The sequence below is a fragment of the Orbaceae bacterium BiB genome (assembly GCA_036251205.1).
GTDB classification, from domain to species: Bacteria; Pseudomonadota; Gammaproteobacteria; order Enterobacterales; family Orbaceae; genus Orbus; species Orbus mooreae.
On sequence record CP133958.1, the window covers coordinates 2,171,691 to 2,187,048 of the forward strand.

The following is a 15,358-nucleotide window of genomic DNA, read 5'->3' on the forward strand; positions in this document are numbered from 1 at the left end:
CAAGATTTCCTTGTTACTGATAAGTAACCGTGAAAGTTAATGCTCCATTAGCTACTCCCCCAGTAATAGTGTTACCTATTTGCATATATCTTGCATAAAATTGGATATAATTTGTATCTTTAGACAGAGATCCTAATGAGACTGCTCTTTCTAGAGGAAATGGCTGTTGGTTACTATCAAGAATCTGTATACCAATTCCTGTAGCCTTATCCGTCAAAGGTGTAATATTAAGTACGCCCAGCCTCTCATTTACTGATGAGGTTGTTGGATCTAATTGTATAGATGCCTTTACTGAATTGATACAATCTAACTGAATCTTAAAGCCTACAGCATCACTATAAGTTAATGCTCCGTTAAAAACAGAAGATTTAACCGTTCCTAAAGATACATTAACATTTTTTGTTTTAACCGCACACGAATTTATAGCGCCTGCTATTGTTAAGTAGATATAATTGTCTGGATAAGTTATGCTATTTCCCTTTGAATCAAGGGTTTCCACAAATAGCTTACCAGCAAGTTTTTTAGCTACACTGCTCGATGTATTAAGTTTTTCATCAAGTCTATAAAGTTGAATTTTAGGAATTCCATATACAGTTGAACCTATTGGTTTACTATGACTACGACAAGCTAATACATTTTGGATAGCTGAACCGCTATCTACCCATGCATCACCACTACAATTTGGTATCGATGCACCAATAGCAAAGCCTATTCCTGGTATTGTTGTTTTATAAACAAAACGACCATCATAAGTTGCAATATTTGCACTACTTGTTGACCCAATGTAAGCAAGTTGAGATGTATTGTTAGCAATATCTGTACAGTTAAGAATTGGTTGGGTCGGCAATGTAATCTCTGACCCAATTTTAGCTCCACTAGATAAGGAGGGATCAACTTTTATAACACCTAAATCAAAAACAAATGAATTACCAGGTGAGGTACAGCTTTCAGCATTTGAATTAAACGATATTATAAGTAATGAAAATGTTATTAAAATAAATCTATACATGTTAGTCTCTATTAATTACATTCGACAGATAATAATGCAATATCTGTTGTTAAATGACTTGCATTATAAGGTGCTTTACATTGACCATCAGACCATTTAACATCAATTATTCCTTCCGCTGGCGCCCCACTTAAGTATACCGCTTGCCCATCATTAATAATACCGATGGAATCATGATTTTCATTAGTAATTGTAGCTGTAGCACCAAAAGGAATTTTTGTACTAGTTAATGTCACATATAATTTACGACCAATTTGCGTTTGGAAATCGGCTAATACAATAGCGCCTCTTGTTGGAACAACAGACTTAACATTATCGACTATATCTGTTGAATCGTTAAATGATGATACATTTAAAAACAGACTATTCTTTTCATAAGGAGTTGCATACGGAACAATTGCATTACCGAAACTATCAGTATAAATACCAGAATAGTTACTTATATGTACATTCTTTGCATCTTTTGCTCTAACTAATATCGAAGTCTCTCCTAATGATTGTCCAAATGTAATGCCATAAGGATGGACGACAACACTTCCATTTGTTGAATAATTGTACTGACTTGTATTATCACTATAATTGTACCCAAAAGTATATTCCCCAAATGAGGCTTTATAACCTAGTTGAGCACTACCAGAAGCATGATGGTCTATTTTATTAGCATAGGAAGTTTGTATATTATAATTTAAAGCATCGTCATCAAATGCTGTGCCTGAAAGACCAATACTTGAATTACTTTTACTTTTATCATTAATACTACTTGTAATGTTAATTCTTGATGAAGGTAATAGCTTGCTCATGGGAATAGATACAGATAATGAAAATAAATGTGATTTATTGTTAGAATAATCATTAGTGTAGGAGTAATTAACTGAATAGCTAATGTCGTTATAATTATTATTATACCCGAATTCGATATTTTGTAATTTATCTTTTCTATTCCAATAACGCTCTTGATAACCAACTAAATGGAGGTATCCCCAATTTTCACTTAAATTTTGATTAATATTAAATTGAAATTTATCTTTTTTATTTTGATTGAACTTCCATTCAGAATAAGAATAATCATTAATATCAGTAAATTCTCGGTAATTTTGGGTAGAATAACGATAACTACTTAAAGAGAAAGTGGTTCCTGTAAATAATATATCTTTAGAGTACTGAAAACGAAAAGAGTGACCTTTATTACTATCGTTTTGAAAAGTAGAGTCAGCAAAACTACTATCAAATGAAATAGAGCCTAAATCACCTAAATTCTTTGCTATACCTAGCAATACCGATTTATAATCTTTGGACAAAATTGTTCCACTATAAACCGTAAAATTATAAGGTAGCCCATATATTCCAGTTGCTTGAATGAAATTTGGTTCTTGACTATTAGCTCTATAATTACTTTGATATTTTCCGATAGTAAAAGAATATTTAAAGCCACCTTTACGCAACATAATAGGTACAGATGCAAATGGTTGAATAAATGTACGAGAACTACCATTTGCTTCTTTTATGGTAACTTCAAGTGAACCATTTGATGAAGTTGGATAAAGATCATTGATAACGAAAGGTCCAGGTGAAACATATATTTGTTTAATAATGATACCACTTTGACGGATAGTTATTTCCGCATTACTTTGTGCAACCCCTTGAATCGTTGGAGCAAATCCTCGCTGATTAGAAGGGATCATTGCTTCATCTGAAGCCACTTTTACACCTCTAAATGAAAAACTATCAAACATAGTCCCATCAGTATAAGCATCACCAATAGTTAATTGGCTTTTAATTGAAGCTATATTTCTTTCTAAATAAGAACTAATATTCTTAAATGTATCTATTTTATTAGTATGGCTATAGGTACTATAATTTCGAAACCTCCATGCTCCAAAATTTATACCACTCCGTAAATTTAAATAAGAATTATTATCACTTCCTGACCGAACTGAATTATTATATTTTGTTGTCGAACCGGAATAATAATAGTTAGTATATAATGCATCAACACCATCATCCCAGAGCGTCTCAGATATAGCTGCTAAATTATTTCGATTAATATAGATCTGAGGAACCGACAACTCTAGCTTTTTTTTGTCAAAATTATACTTATAAAATGCGTCAGGAATGACCGCAGAAATATCCTTAATGATATCATAATCAGCTAACTTAATAAATTCAGGTGTCGCATTTTCAGCTACACCATACTCAATATACTCTTTTTTAGTAAGTAAGGGAGCTAAAATTTTTTTATCATTGTTAAGAAAATCAAAATTTAAATCTCTATTAAGAATTAAATTTTGATTCAAATAAATCCCAGTAAAATAGGTACCTGGTAACTGCCCTTCTTTTTTATTAAAAACAGACAAATCAATAGGTGAAAGATCTAAATCACCTTCAATTAAGCTAGGATCAAAATAATCATCAGCAACGCAATATTGGGAGTACGGTGCCGAACATATAGTGACACAGAACATTATATATTTGTAGTGAATTATTTTCATATATTATTTTATGCTAACTTTAGTTACAGGAGTAATCGCGCCATAATCATTTATTACATTCCATGTCGCTATTTGACCTACAGAAACATTTTTGTTGATTTGTTTATTAGAAAAAGGTGCTAAGGTAATAGTTTCGTTCAGCTCAACTCCGTCAATTTTAATTGAATTAAAGTTGATGTAGTATGGTGTTGGATTATCAATAATGAGCTTATTATTTTTGATGAAAAATTTTGTATTTTTATATGCATCAACGGGATCACCAGATAGATTACTCGGACGATAAAACAATTTTATTTGTGATTTTATTGCTATAATCAAAGTATTTTGATCTGTTTTTTTCGTGGATGGAATAGCTTTAACATTTAACCAAAATAAACTCTCTCTATCATTAGGTAAACTATTTCCAATATAAACAATCCTGATGCTATTTGATGAGTCAGCTTCTAGTCTATATAATGGAGGAGTTATAATAAAAATACCATCTTCTTTTTCTTTGCTTTCAGGTGTTTTCGTAATCCAAGATTGAATTAAAAAGGCTTTATTATCAGAATTATTTATATCTACTGAACCTTGCTTTTCATTACTTTTATATATTAGCCTTGTCTGTCCAAGTGAAATACCAGGATTTGCATAAACAATATTAGAAGTAAAAATTAAAATCAACAATAAAATATTCTTTGCCATAAAAAATCCCAGAAAAACTTAATAGCACTATTAGTTATAGTGCTATTATTGAATAATTTAAATCAAAAGATTTAAATTATTGCTTAGTTATATATAATAGAAAATGTTGCAGATGCATTAGCTTTACCTGAGGTAACTTGGCCTGTTGATACATATTTAGCAACAAAATTAAATGTCCCAGCGCCTTGTTCATTTGTAGTTATTTGTTTTGATGCTGAAAGTAAAGGAAGAGCTGTTGCACTATCCGATTCATAAAGACCAATACCAACATTAGTAGCTCCGCCAGTAACCGCTAGTATTGAACTATTAGCTAAATCTGGAGTGCCATCAAATTTTATTGAAGCTTTAGTATTTGCTGAACAGCCTGATAATCCAATTGAAAATTGTGTTGCTGCGGCTGTGCTACCAGCAGTTGCTAATGATCTTGCTGAAACTTGACCAAGATTAACAGTTTGAACACCTTGAGAACCGTTAGAAACGACACAAGTTGATGTTACGATTTCCCCCGTAAAATTAACTGTGCCATCAGATGCAAATGCATTTGTAGTTAGTAACATGGTTGAACTAGCGATTGCTAGCGTGATATTTTTTAATTTCATATTTACCTCACCTCATTATTCGTTATTCGTTGTGTTTTATACAAATAAAAAAATAAGTGATATTAACCAAATTAACAGTATATTAATTATAGATTTCAATCCCTTACATTAATCTAGTGCGCTCCGAAATAATATTCCTATAAATAAAAAAGTCAAACACTTTATCAAATTAATTTTTTCACACGAATTTTAATTTGATATTTAATCCCTAATTTTGAAATTCAGACGCAACTTGGGTAATAGCGCCCCACTCTTTAAATCGACGTTCAGCTAAAATTCGAAAGGTTTTAGCTGAGCATAAATGCCTAGCACAATTAAAATGATCATAGATATTACCAAAGCACGATAAGAATAATTGTGCTTGTTTTAATGATTTAAATCTACGCATTTTCTTTTCTCTAAGCCGTGTCGGTTGATGTGAGTTTTCTGCTCTATTATTGGCATATTGCTGAGTAATATGAGGTGTACTTGAAAGTAGGTTTTTCACTGGTTTGATATAGCTTTTAAGCTTATCAGTAACCACTTTTAAAACAGATTGTTGAATGCTTTTTCTTACCTTTTGAATAAACCGATTAGCGGCTTTACTGTCTCTTTTTTCTTGAACTAACACATCAATGGTTTGACCATCTTGATCAACGGCTCGCCACAAATAGACACGTTTACCGTTAATTTTACAAAAGACCTCATCCATATAAACATAATCATCATAGCGCTTAACTTTTTTAATTCGTTTTGCATAAAGTTTACCGAATTTAATACACCAATAACGAATGGATTCATACGTAACAAATATCCCTTTTTTCTCATGATGAGTTCAATATCTCGATAACTTAAAGTAAACCAATAATAGAGCCACACGCAGTGGCTAATAATCGAAGAATGGTAACGGTATCGTTGATAGATTTTATAAGTATTTATCTGTATGATTATACAAAAGAACACTTAACTTGACTATCTCCATCTGAGAATAATTTAATCTCCCTAAATTTAAATGATAATGTTCTTTATATTAAAGAAACAAATGGGATTTTAGTTAATAATGTGTATATAGGCTTTATCAAAATGGTTAATGTTAACGAGGCATCTGTGAGTGGAAATTCAGTTATTATTGATAGTGGAGACTTTCATGGCCGTGTTTATGGAACTAACGTCGGTTTAATAGACTCTAGTTTGAATAACAAAGTAGTAAAGTTGTCGGCATCAGCTAATGTGTATTTTAATGGTGGAACTGTTTCAGATTCTATTGTTGGTGTTGGAGCTTCCGTTACGGCTAATAATGGCCTTCGAGGGTTTGATGTGTTTGGCGAGGCATCGGGTAAAGTTTATATGAATGGAGGAAAAGTAAACGAAGATATTGTAGCGGTCGATATGACTGTTGCATCTTACTCCGATGATAATAATGATAAAACTATTTCTAAGGGTAATGGTTCAGTATTTATGACTGATGGACAGGTAAATGGTGATATTCATGGTGCTTTTATTACGGCATTAACACCTTTCAAAAATAACGCTAATATGAGTGGGACAGGATACATAGAAGTAAGTGGTGGGCAGATTGGTGGAAATATATATGGTTTTACTATAATAGGTGGTCCAGATGGTGAAGCAAACTTTACAGGCAGTGTATCAATATTTAATGATGTAACGTTTAGTGGTGAGTTATTTGGTGTTAATGTTATAGAAACTCCTTCGGGACATTACCAGCTTTTTAGCGGTAATACATTATCTATGGGAGCTAAACCATTAGAATTATCTAGATTAGGTAATTTTGAAAATTATAACTTTTATCTTAATAGTCATAATCAATCGATAGTTTATAACCATGATGATACGAATTCCCATACTGCACTAATTAAAGTGACGACTGAATTAGTCAATACTGATACTGCTGGGCCTAATGGCAAAATAGCTAATGTGTCTAATATTCAGTTGTCCGGTATTTCAGGTGAGAATATTATTAATAAAGGTCAATCATTGATATTACTAGATGTCACTGGGGCGGATTTAACACAAGATTCTTATTCAAATGAAGTAAAGTTAAATACGATGTTTAATTTACCCATATAAAATCGAGTTAAAGTTGGACTAATTGGTACTGCAGACATATCTTATCAAGTCAACGATACAACAATAGTTGCAACAATTGATAATATCACAAAAAATAAAGAATCTATTGATAAAAATGTTAAACCGCTTGCCGAAGGTCGCTTAGCAGCAGTACAAAATGTAACTCGTGGCGCTGATTTATTAATGAGGGTAATCGAAGGTGAGAAAAAACCCGTGGGCACCTTTACCCCAATTGCCGTTATTGATGGAGGCATTAATAAATATAAAAGTGGTTCGAGCGTCGATACCCGTGACTACCGATTTATTGTAGGCTCTCAGTATCAATTATCGGATGATTTCTTAATGGGATTAACTGCAGAATATGGCCGCAGTAACTTTGATACCCATAATGAGTTTACATCAGGTAATGTCGATGGTAGTGGTCACTCTTATAACTACGGTGTATCTTTGTTTGGTAAATTACAAACTACATTGAACTCAGGTAGTGAAATGTATATGAATGGGGCCATTCGTTTTGGTCGTACCGATACTGAATTCCAATCAGGTGATATTGTGATGGGAAGTGGTGAAAGTGCACATTATAAGAGTAAAGTCAATTATTGGGGGGCTATCTTAGGTGCTGGTTATATTTATCATTTAAACGATATCTCAAGTTTTGATACCTCAATTCATTACTTATGGACTCGTTTAGGTCATGATAGCATTAATCTCGATGGGGATGCTGTTGACTTTGATAATTCATCATCATCACGTATTCAGTTAAAAGAACAATATGGCTACCAACACTCTGATAATATCAAATTCACCTTAGCGGGTATCTATGAGTATGAAATGGATGGCGATGCTAATGCCAGTACGTATGGTATGGGAATTGATGCACCAAGTGTAAAAGGTTCAACGGGTATAATGGAGATGGGGGTTGTTGCTACTCCAATTGAAGGTAATAAGGACTTTTCTCTTAACTTAAATTTCCGTGGTTACGCTGGTAAACGTGAAGGTGCGAGCGCGGCAGTTATCGTTAAATACGATTTCTAGTTTATTATTCTATCTGGTACTGTCAAATTAACTTTTTCACACGAATTTTAATTTGACAGTAACGTGTTACGTTAAATGCCTAGCTCACGGGCGATTTTTCTAATGCTTTGCCCTTGTGCAAAGCGAACATGAATATTCACAAATATCTCCTTGGTTATCATAAATTCCCCGTACAAAAATGTACGGAATAATACCAGATGGATCAATTTTCAATGATCGTTTGTGGATCAGTTTTGCATGATCGGTGACAAGAAAACATCATTGATCGCATTTTGAATAACACTTGATGCTATTCCTGATACACCTGAAGCTAAATCAACTTGATTACCAACTTTATCAATAATAGCTTGAAGTTTATCAAGATCTATATCAGAGACTTCCAACGAAATACCAATTGTTGATGCTGCATAAATCAGTTGTTTTGTTACTTCAACTCGACAAACATTATTGCTTATAAAACCTTTCGAATTTTAGCTGAGCGTCGATTTAAGGAGTGGGGCACTATTACCCAAGTTGCGCCTGAATTTCAAAATTAGGGATTAAATATCAAATTAAGATTTATTGTTAAAAGTTAATTTGACAGTGCCATGGTGCACTTTTCAACAATATTTGACATGATAAATGTGAGCCCCCTCACAATACTAAAAAAAATCAATCAAATCTATAAAATTTGGCCATCCTGATATTTATTATAGCCTTTTTTTAAAGGTTAACTTTTTTTTTAAGATTTACAATAATAAAAAAGAGGGGGATAAGATGATTCAAAAGTTATTTGAAAAAGATTATTTTTTGTCAAAAAATCAGGCGATTGTAATAGAGCCTCGCACACCTCAACCTGTTTACCCAGAACATACACATGATTTTAATGAGATTGTGATCGTCACAGATGGATTTGGAAAACATATTATTAATGGTCACCTTTATCACTTATATCCGGGCATGATGTTTTATGTACATGCTACAGATTCCCATTTATATGAACATGTTAAAAATTTACACCTGACCAATATTCTATTTAAAATGCCGGATAAATTTACGTTTATTAATAACATTAATACGTTGATTCCTAATCATAAAAATGAAAACTCGCACTATTTTTTAGATAAAAAATGTAACGATAAAATTAAAAAATTAGTATTCGAACTTAACGATAGCACCTTAAATGCGCCGGCTTATAAAGAAAGCTTGTTCCTACAATTGCTTATTTTACTTAAAGAAAATCAATATGTAGAGGATGGGAGTGGTTCCAGTGATCAACGTGTAAATCAACTACTTCGCTGGCTACAAATTCATTTTAAAGAACAAATCGATTGGGCGTTGATTGCGGAAAAATTCGCTTTGTCATCAAGAACATTACATAGAAAAATGAAAAGTGAAATGAATATTACGCCGCAGCGTTATTTAACTAAATTAAGACTTGCAGAAGCCTATTTTCAGCTTCATTATACGGAGTCAAATATTACAACGATTGCTCAAAATTGTGGTTTTAATGATAGTTCTTATTTTTCGACTTGCTTTAAAAATGAATTTCATATTACCCCAAAAGAGTTAAGGGATAACCCTAGTTAATATATTATAAAGAATAAAAGGGCACGGAATGATAAAACCTTTATATTTATGTAATCAAGATTATTTTATTTCGCCACTTAATACTGTCACCGTAGAAAAAAGAGAAAATCAAGTTGCTTTCCCTAGGCATTATCATGAATTTTATGAGCTCGTTATCGTTTCTGCTGGTAATGGTATGCATTCTTGGAATGATGAGACTCACCCTATCACCTGTGGTGATGTTTTATATATTAACTCAGATGATATACATAGCTACCAGTCGGTTAATCAATTACAACTCAATAATATTCTCTATCAAAGAGAACTATTATCAATATCAGCGGTTATAGAACAGTATCTTCCTCATAAATCATTACCGCAGGCTGAACGGTTTTGGCGTATTCATCCCTCTTTTTTAAAGCAGATATCACTTTTAACTGAACAATTACAAGTCGAATCAAAAAAGAACAATATGTCCTCCATTCATTTATCCGAGTCGTTACTTTTACAATTAGTTATCTTACTACACCGCTTTAGGTATCAGCCGAATACCAATTTCCCCGCACCAACACATCAATTAGATATTTTATTTACTGTATTGCACAATAGTATTGCTCGGTCATTTAATCTTGAGCATTTTTGCCAACAGCAAAAAATCCCATCACGTTCACTAATAAGGATTTTTAAAAATCAAACGGGAATGACTATTACAGAATATTTACAACAGCTTAAAGCGGCAAAAGCAATGAATTTATTACGTAATACCCAGTATTCTATTAGTATTATTGCTAATGAATGTGGCTATGAAGATAGTAACTATTTTTCAGCGGTATTTAGAAAAATAGCTAATCAGACACCCTCCCAGTATCGCGCAAAATTTCACCATAAAAAAAATAGGGGTTTAGTAACCCCCAGGTAAAAAATATTATTAATTTTTCCTATTTAAATAACCAATAGAAAATTAGAGCATTATTCTAAGTAAAAAACAGGTAAAAGTGTTTCGCTTATTGGGCTATGATCCGGGTTACTTGGCATAATATCATGCATAAAAGCCCACCATTTTTGACATGCTGCGGTTTGAGAAACTGCATTCCATCGATCCTCTGATTCTATTTCTACATAGGCAAATAAAAGATTACGTTTTGTATCTAAAAAAATAGAGTAATGATGAGCACCATGCGTTTTTAGTTCTGCAACTAATTCGGGAAAAATTTCATCATGCCTTTTTTTATATTCGGCATGTTTATTCGGATTAACTTGCATAACAGTGGCTTTTCTTATCATGGTCCCTCCTCAATTATATTGAGTAAAATAAGTCATATTAATAAATCGCGCGATAAAGCGCGTCAATTTCAGCCATGCTTGCATCGCGTGGATTACCACCAGCACAAACATCATTAAAAGCCGCCTGAGCAAGCGCAGGGATATCGTCTTGTTTAACGCCAATTTCTTTTAAGGTTGCTGGAATGCCGACATCCTTATTTAATTGTTTCACCGCATCAACGGCAGCCTTACGAGCCGCTTCAATACTCATCGCTTCCGTACCTTGAATACCCATTGCTTTCGCAATGTCTCGGTATTTATCTTCAGTAAAATCAGCATTAAACGCCATCAGATGTGGTAACAATACCGCATTAGCCACGCCGTGCGGCGTACCATAAAATGCGCCAAGTGGGTGCGCCATACCATGTACCAAACCTAAACCGACATTCGAAAAGCCCATGCCGGCAATATACTGGCCTAATGCCATGTCTTCGCCGCCTTTACCAACGCCTTTGACTGAATCACGTAGTGAGCGTGAAATAATCTCGATCGCTTTAAGATGAAGCATATCTGATAATTCCCAAGCGCCTTTAGTGATGTAGCCTTCAATTGCATGGGTTAATGCGTCAACGCCTGTCGCCGCTTTTAAACTTGCTGGCATGCTTGCCATCATATCTGAGTCAATAATCGCAACGGCAGGGATATCGTGAGGATCAACGCAGACAAATTTACGTTTCTTTTCTTCATCGGTGATGACGTAGTTAATTGTTACTTCCGCTGCGGTACCGGCGGTTGTGGGAATCGCGATAGTTGGAACCGCAGGGTTTTTAGTTGGTGCAACGCCTTCTAGGCTACGCACATCGGCAAATTCAGGATTATTGATGATAATGCCAATCGCTTTAGCGGTATCTTGCGGCGAGCCGCCACCAATTGCGATTAAGTAATCTGCGCCAGATTGCTTAAATACACTAACTCCTTTTTGCACAATGGCAATGGTGGGATTCGGTATAACTTCATCAAAAATTTGGTAACTTAAGCCCGCTTTATCAAGCAGGTTAGTGACTTTAGTTGCAACGTTGAATTTAATTAAATCTTTATCGGTTACGATTAATGCTTTTTTAAAACCGCGATTTTTGACTTCATCAACGATGTTGCTAATTGAACCTACACCAAAGTAAGATGTTTCATTTAATATCATTCGATAAGACATCATGTTTTCCTTTTAATTAGTTTGCCATACCTAAACCAACAATATTGGCAGCAACAATAATAATTAAACAACCAATACAAAGTACTCTTACTGGTTTGCGGCCAGTGCCTGTCCACTCTTTTAACACTAAGCCGACGATACCACCACATAATACGTAGAAACTCATGTGTAACATCCAGCTCATAAAGTCATATTCAGACGGAATGTTGGCATGTCCCCAAGCATAGAAAAAGAATTGGAAGTACCACATCGCACCACCAAGAATCGCAAATAGCGCATTGCTAATGAGTAGCGTTTTGCCAACTGACATATCTTTTTTGAATGAGAGATCTTTTTTGACACAAAGTCTTGAAATACAAAAACCTAAGTTGATAACAGCGCCACCGCCCATAATAACAACGTAGCTAGGTAGGGCGACATAAAGCGAATCGACGCCAATGTTCGCGGCTTCAACATGCATAGGGACCGCAAAGCTCATTGCAAATGACATTCCAGCAGAAAAAACACCACACATTACGGCAAGTAATAGGCCTTTTTTAAGATTGAAATCTTCGACTTTAACCCCAATGGCACGTTCTTTAAGTAAACCCGCATAAGTCACGACGGCAACCCCCATCACGGCGACTAAAACCCCGACAATCGTCATTTTTCCGCCCGTTGTCGAAATTAACTCGCCAAATCGACCTTGAATAATTGGTGTCATTAATGTCCCAATAATTAGGGTAATACCAATGGCAATACCAATCCCCATTGACATACCGAGGTAACGCATCGTTAAACCATAACCAATATTACCAATCCCCCACATTGCACCAAAAAGAAAAACGGGAATAAGTATGCTTGAGCTGAATGAAGCATAATAGCTCCAAAAATCAGGCAATAAACAATAACTGATGGCCCATGGTAAAATGATCCATGAAAATATCCCCGCAATTGACCACATGGTTTCCCAAGACCAATTTTTTACTTTTTTCATTGGTGCATAAAAACATGCTGCTGACGCCGCACCCACAAAGTGCCAAAAAATACCTAAAATAATTGAACTACCCATATTTGTTGTTCCTTTTATTATTTTATTTTTTTAATTCTATTCGCTTTGTTATCCCACCAGCATAAATTAGTCAATCATGACATTTAGTCTTATACTCTTGACCAATGAAGATGTTCGAAAATAGTGTTTAAAATCAGAAGCGGAGATCTCTCAGGGATTCGCCCTGAACCCTATTAAAACCAGAGCGAGAAGAAAATCCTCTAATTACTCCGCTTGTCACAACGCTAAAGTCAAAACTCAAAAATAAAGCATCTTGATTTCACTTGGGTATCAACCAATAAGAATTACATGTGAATTAATCTAAAATACCTTGTGTTGGTGTTACCCCAAAACGCTCGGCTAATAAAATAAATTGTTCGGTACTTATCGTTTGCTTTTTCCCGCCCATTGATAATACTTTAACGGCAATTTCTGCCGATTTTTCAGCAGTATCAATTAAGCCAAAAGCATCATCTAATGACGGTCCTGAACCAAAAATACCGTGAAAAGCCCATAAAACAAGCGCATGCTTATTCATTTGTTTTGCTGTTTCATAACCTATTTCATCTTTTCCTGGCACCATCCAAGGCACAATGCCGACTCCTTCAGGGAAAACTACTAAACACTCGGTACTCATTTCCCATAATAATCGGGTTAGTTCTGCATTATTAAGCTCAATAACGTAAGTCAACGCAATAAGGTTGGTGGCGTGGCAATGCATAATAACGCGATCGGTGTTATTGGTTATCTTCATACGGACAATATGTGATTGTAAGTGTGCGGCTAATTCAGATGTTGGCACACCGCCATTAACCAGTCCCCACATAATGTAATAGCCTTTACCTTGCTCATCGACTTTCACTATCGCTAACGTATCTGTTGGATCTAAAATGACATTTCTAAAAAACTTACCTGAGCCCGTGACAATAAAATATTGGTTTGCTAACGCCGCAATATCCTGAGTTAATGAGACGTGGCGTGGATTTTGATAGAAATCACTTTTAAATGAAGTAATGTCATCTTCTAACAATCGCATTGTAATATTGCCACCATTGCGCTCATCCCAGCCTTTTAGCCACATATCATAAGTCGCCTTAATCATTCCCTTAACAAACCATGAAGAAAGAATCTGTTGCATGCTATTTTCCTTATTTACGATTATTTAAAACGTCTTTTTCATATTGGCGAACATTGTCAAGCCACAGGCTACCGACTGGTGTATTATTCTTTTCACAGTAGTAATCCCAAACCGCTTGCCAAGGTAATGATTTTTGCTCTTCGAGAAGTGCAAGGCGAGCAGTAAAATCACCATTTAGTTCTAACTTTCTGAGTTGTGCAGTAGGTTCTAATAACGCTTTTAATAATGCTTTTTTCATATTGCGAGTGCCAATAACCCAAGCCGCAATGCGATTGATTGAAGCATCAAAGAAATCTAAGCCAATATGCACGCGATCAAATAAATTATTACGAATAATTTCACTGGCAATCGCTTGTGTTTCATCGTCAAATAAAACCACGTGATCACTATCCCATCTAACCGGCCGGCTAACATGCAATAAAAGATGCTCAACAAAAGGCATCACTGCTGATATTTTGTCTGAAATAACTTCAGTCGGGTGAAAATGCCCAGCATCTAAGCATAATGCGGTTTTACGTGAAGAGGCATAAGCAACATAAAATTCGTTAGAGCCGGCGGTATAAGACTCTAAGCCAATACCAAATAATTTACTTTCTACAGCGTCTATGTGATATTTCGTGTCAATTTTTTCACTAATCATTTCATCTAATGATTCAACTAAACGCTGCCTTGGGCCGAAGCGATCAACCGGAATATCTTTCATCCCATCGGGAAGCCATATATTCATCACCGATGCGCTGCCTAGTTCTCGACCAAAGTATTCTGAAACTTTGCGGCAGGCTTTACCATGATCAATCCAAAATTGACGAATTTCCTGATTTGAATGAGTTAAGGTTCCTTCGCTACTTAAAGGATGAGAAAAATAGGTGGGGTTAAAATCAAGTCCCATTTTATGTTGCTTAGCCCAATTGACCCAATTAGCAAAATGTTCTGGTTTGACTTCATTACGGTCAATTTTTTTATCTGCTTCTAGGTAAGATGCATGCAAGTTTAAACGTTTTGCACCCGGGATTAGGCTAAATGCTTTATCTAAGTCAGACCGAAGCTCTGTTGCATTACGCGCTTTACCTGGATAATTGCCCGTTGCTTGAATTCCGCCAGTAAGTTCGCCTTCTTGTTTTTCAAAACCCGTCACATCATCACCTTGCCAGCAATGAATAGAAATAGGCAATTTATCCAATCCTGACATTGCTTTTTCGGTATCGACACCGATTTCTATAAACCGTTGTTTCGCTATTTCATAAGCTTTCTGCGTTGTTGTCATCTTGACCATCCTTATTTTAATA

Annotated in this window: 15 protein-coding genes; 4 read left to right on the forward strand and 11 right to left on the reverse strand. The window is 34.9% G+C overall.

Features of this window, described 5'->3' with window-relative positions:
- Positions 1-13: 13 nt before the first annotated feature.
- From RHO11_10250 to RHO11_10270, 5 genes are all read right to left on the reverse strand, one after another.
- Positions 14-1,009 (reverse strand): fimbrial protein, encoded by a 996-nt coding sequence (locus RHO11_10250; protein ID WVD60867.1) that lies wholly within the window; start codon positions 1,007-1,009, stop codon positions 14-16.
- Positions 1,010-1,020: 11 nt separating this feature from the next.
- The gene (locus RHO11_10255) at positions 1,021-3,471 is read right to left on the reverse strand and encodes a fimbria/pilus outer membrane usher protein (GenBank protein WVD60868.1); all 2,451 of its coding nucleotides are present in this window, start codon (positions 3,469-3,471) and stop codon (positions 1,021-1,023) included.
- 30 nt (positions 3,472-3,501) lie between these two features.
- The gene (locus tag RHO11_10260) at positions 3,502-4,182 is read right to left on the reverse strand and encodes a molecular chaperone (protein WVD60869.1); all 681 of its coding nucleotides are present in this window, start codon (positions 4,180-4,182) and stop codon (positions 3,502-3,504) included.
- A gap of 83 nt (positions 4,183-4,265) precedes the next feature.
- Positions 4,266-4,781 carry a fimbrial protein gene (locus RHO11_10265; protein ID WVD60870.1) on the reverse strand — a complete coding sequence of 172 codons (516 nt, stop codon included), beginning with the start codon at positions 4,779-4,781 and terminating at the stop codon, positions 4,266-4,268.
- A 208-nt stretch (positions 4,782-4,989) separates the two neighbouring features.
- On the reverse strand, positions 4,990-5,574 hold the full coding sequence (locus tag RHO11_10270; GenBank protein ID WVD62886.1) for an IS6 family transposase: 585 nt from the start codon (positions 5,572-5,574) through the stop codon (positions 4,990-4,992).
- Between the two features lie 293 nt (positions 5,575-5,867).
- Between RHO11_10270 and RHO11_10275 the strand changes: the two genes are divergently transcribed.
- Both RHO11_10275 and RHO11_10280 read left to right on the forward strand, forming a co-directional pair.
- Positions 5,868-6,848: a hypothetical protein gene (locus RHO11_10275; GenBank protein ID WVD60871.1), complete on the forward strand. Its 981-nt coding sequence runs from the start codon at positions 5,868-5,870 to the stop codon at positions 6,846-6,848.
- Positions 6,849-7,031: 183 nt separating this feature from the next.
- Positions 7,032-7,883, forward strand: a complete 852-nt coding sequence (locus RHO11_10280; protein WVD60872.1) for an autotransporter outer membrane beta-barrel domain-containing protein — start codon at positions 7,032-7,034, stop codon at positions 7,881-7,883.
- A gap of 227 nt (positions 7,884-8,110) precedes the next feature.
- On the opposite strand, the gene RHO11_10285 is transcribed toward RHO11_10280, so the two are convergent.
- Positions 8,111-8,266 (reverse strand): hypothetical protein, encoded by a 156-nt coding sequence (locus RHO11_10285; GenBank protein WVD60873.1) that lies wholly within the window; start codon positions 8,264-8,266, stop codon positions 8,111-8,113.
- Between the two features lie 373 nt (positions 8,267-8,639).
- Between RHO11_10285 and rhaS the strand changes: the two genes are divergently transcribed.
- Together rhaS and RHO11_10295 are read left to right on the forward strand one after the other, a co-directional pair.
- On the forward strand, positions 8,640-9,452 hold the full coding sequence (gene rhaS, locus RHO11_10290; protein ID WVD60874.1) for an HTH-type transcriptional activator RhaS: 813 nt from the start codon (positions 8,640-8,642) through the stop codon (positions 9,450-9,452).
- A gap of 28 nt (positions 9,453-9,480) precedes the next feature.
- Positions 9,481-10,350, forward strand: a complete 870-nt coding sequence (locus tag RHO11_10295) for a helix-turn-helix domain-containing protein (protein ID WVD60875.1) — start codon at positions 9,481-9,483, stop codon at positions 10,348-10,350.
- Between the two features lie 50 nt (positions 10,351-10,400).
- Here RHO11_10295 and rhaM read toward each other — a convergent pair whose 3' ends face one another.
- The 5 genes from rhaM to RHO11_10320 all read right to left on the reverse strand — a co-directional run bounded on the left by rhaM (position 10,401) and on the right by RHO11_10320 (position 15,336).
- Positions 10,401-10,715 carry an L-rhamnose mutarotase gene (rhaM, locus tag RHO11_10300; GenBank protein WVD60876.1) on the reverse strand — a complete coding sequence of 105 codons (315 nt, stop codon included), beginning with the start codon at positions 10,713-10,715 and terminating at the stop codon, positions 10,401-10,403.
- Between the two features lie 37 nt (positions 10,716-10,752).
- On the reverse strand, positions 10,753-11,904 hold the full coding sequence (gene fucO / locus RHO11_10305; GenBank protein ID WVD60877.1) for a lactaldehyde reductase: 1,152 nt from the start codon (positions 11,902-11,904) through the stop codon (positions 10,753-10,755).
- Positions 11,905-11,920: 16 nt separating this feature from the next.
- Positions 11,921-12,955: an L-rhamnose/proton symporter RhaT gene (gene rhaT / locus RHO11_10310; protein WVD60878.1), complete on the reverse strand. Its 1,035-nt coding sequence runs from the start codon at positions 12,953-12,955 to the stop codon at positions 11,921-11,923.
- 295 nt (positions 12,956-13,250) lie between these two features.
- A complete protein-coding gene (rhaD, locus tag RHO11_10315; protein WVD60879.1) occupies positions 13,251-14,072 on the reverse strand; it encodes a rhamnulose-1-phosphate aldolase in 822 nt (273 codons plus the stop codon).
- A 10-nt stretch (positions 14,073-14,082) separates the two neighbouring features.
- On the reverse strand, positions 14,083-15,336 hold the full coding sequence (locus tag RHO11_10320) for an L-rhamnose isomerase (protein WVD60880.1): 1,254 nt from the start codon (positions 15,334-15,336) through the stop codon (positions 14,083-14,085).
- Positions 15,337-15,358 lie beyond the last annotated feature (22 nt).

Coding starts and splice junctions, on each gene's coding strand:
- RHO11_10250 (WVD60867.1), bottom strand. CDS start 1,009: ATGTATAGATTTATTTTAATAACATTTTCATTACTTATAATATCGTTT.
- RHO11_10255 (WVD60868.1), bottom strand. CDS start 3,471: ATGTTCTGTGTCACTATATGTTCGGCACCGTACTCCCAATATTGCGTT.
- RHO11_10260 (WVD60869.1), bottom strand. CDS start 4,182: ATGGCAAAGAATATTTTATTGTTGATTTTAATTTTTACTTCTAATATT.
- RHO11_10265 (WVD60870.1), bottom strand. CDS start 4,781: ATGAAATTAAAAAATATCACGCTAGCAATCGCTAGTTCAACCATGTTA.
- RHO11_10280 (WVD60872.1), top strand. CDS start 7,032: ATGAGGGTAATCGAAGGTGAGAAAAAACCCGTGGGCACCTTTACCCCA.
- rhaS (WVD60874.1), top strand. CDS start 8,640: ATGATTCAAAAGTTATTTGAAAAAGATTATTTTTTGTCAAAAAATCAG.
- RHO11_10295 (WVD60875.1), top strand. CDS start 9,481: ATGATAAAACCTTTATATTTATGTAATCAAGATTATTTTATTTCGCCA.
- rhaM (WVD60876.1), bottom strand. CDS start 10,715: ATGATAAGAAAAGCCACTGTTATGCAAGTTAATCCGAATAAACATGCC.
- fucO (WVD60877.1), bottom strand. CDS start 11,904: ATGTCTTATCGAATGATATTAAATGAAACATCTTACTTTGGTGTAGGT.
- rhaT (WVD60878.1), bottom strand. CDS start 12,955: ATGGGTAGTTCAATTATTTTAGGTATTTTTTGGCACTTTGTGGGTGCG.
- rhaD (WVD60879.1), bottom strand. CDS start 14,072: ATGCAACAGATTCTTTCTTCATGGTTTGTTAAGGGAATGATTAAGGCG.
- RHO11_10320 (WVD60880.1), bottom strand. CDS start 15,336: ATGACAACAACGCAGAAAGCTTATGAAATAGCGAAACAACGGTTTATA.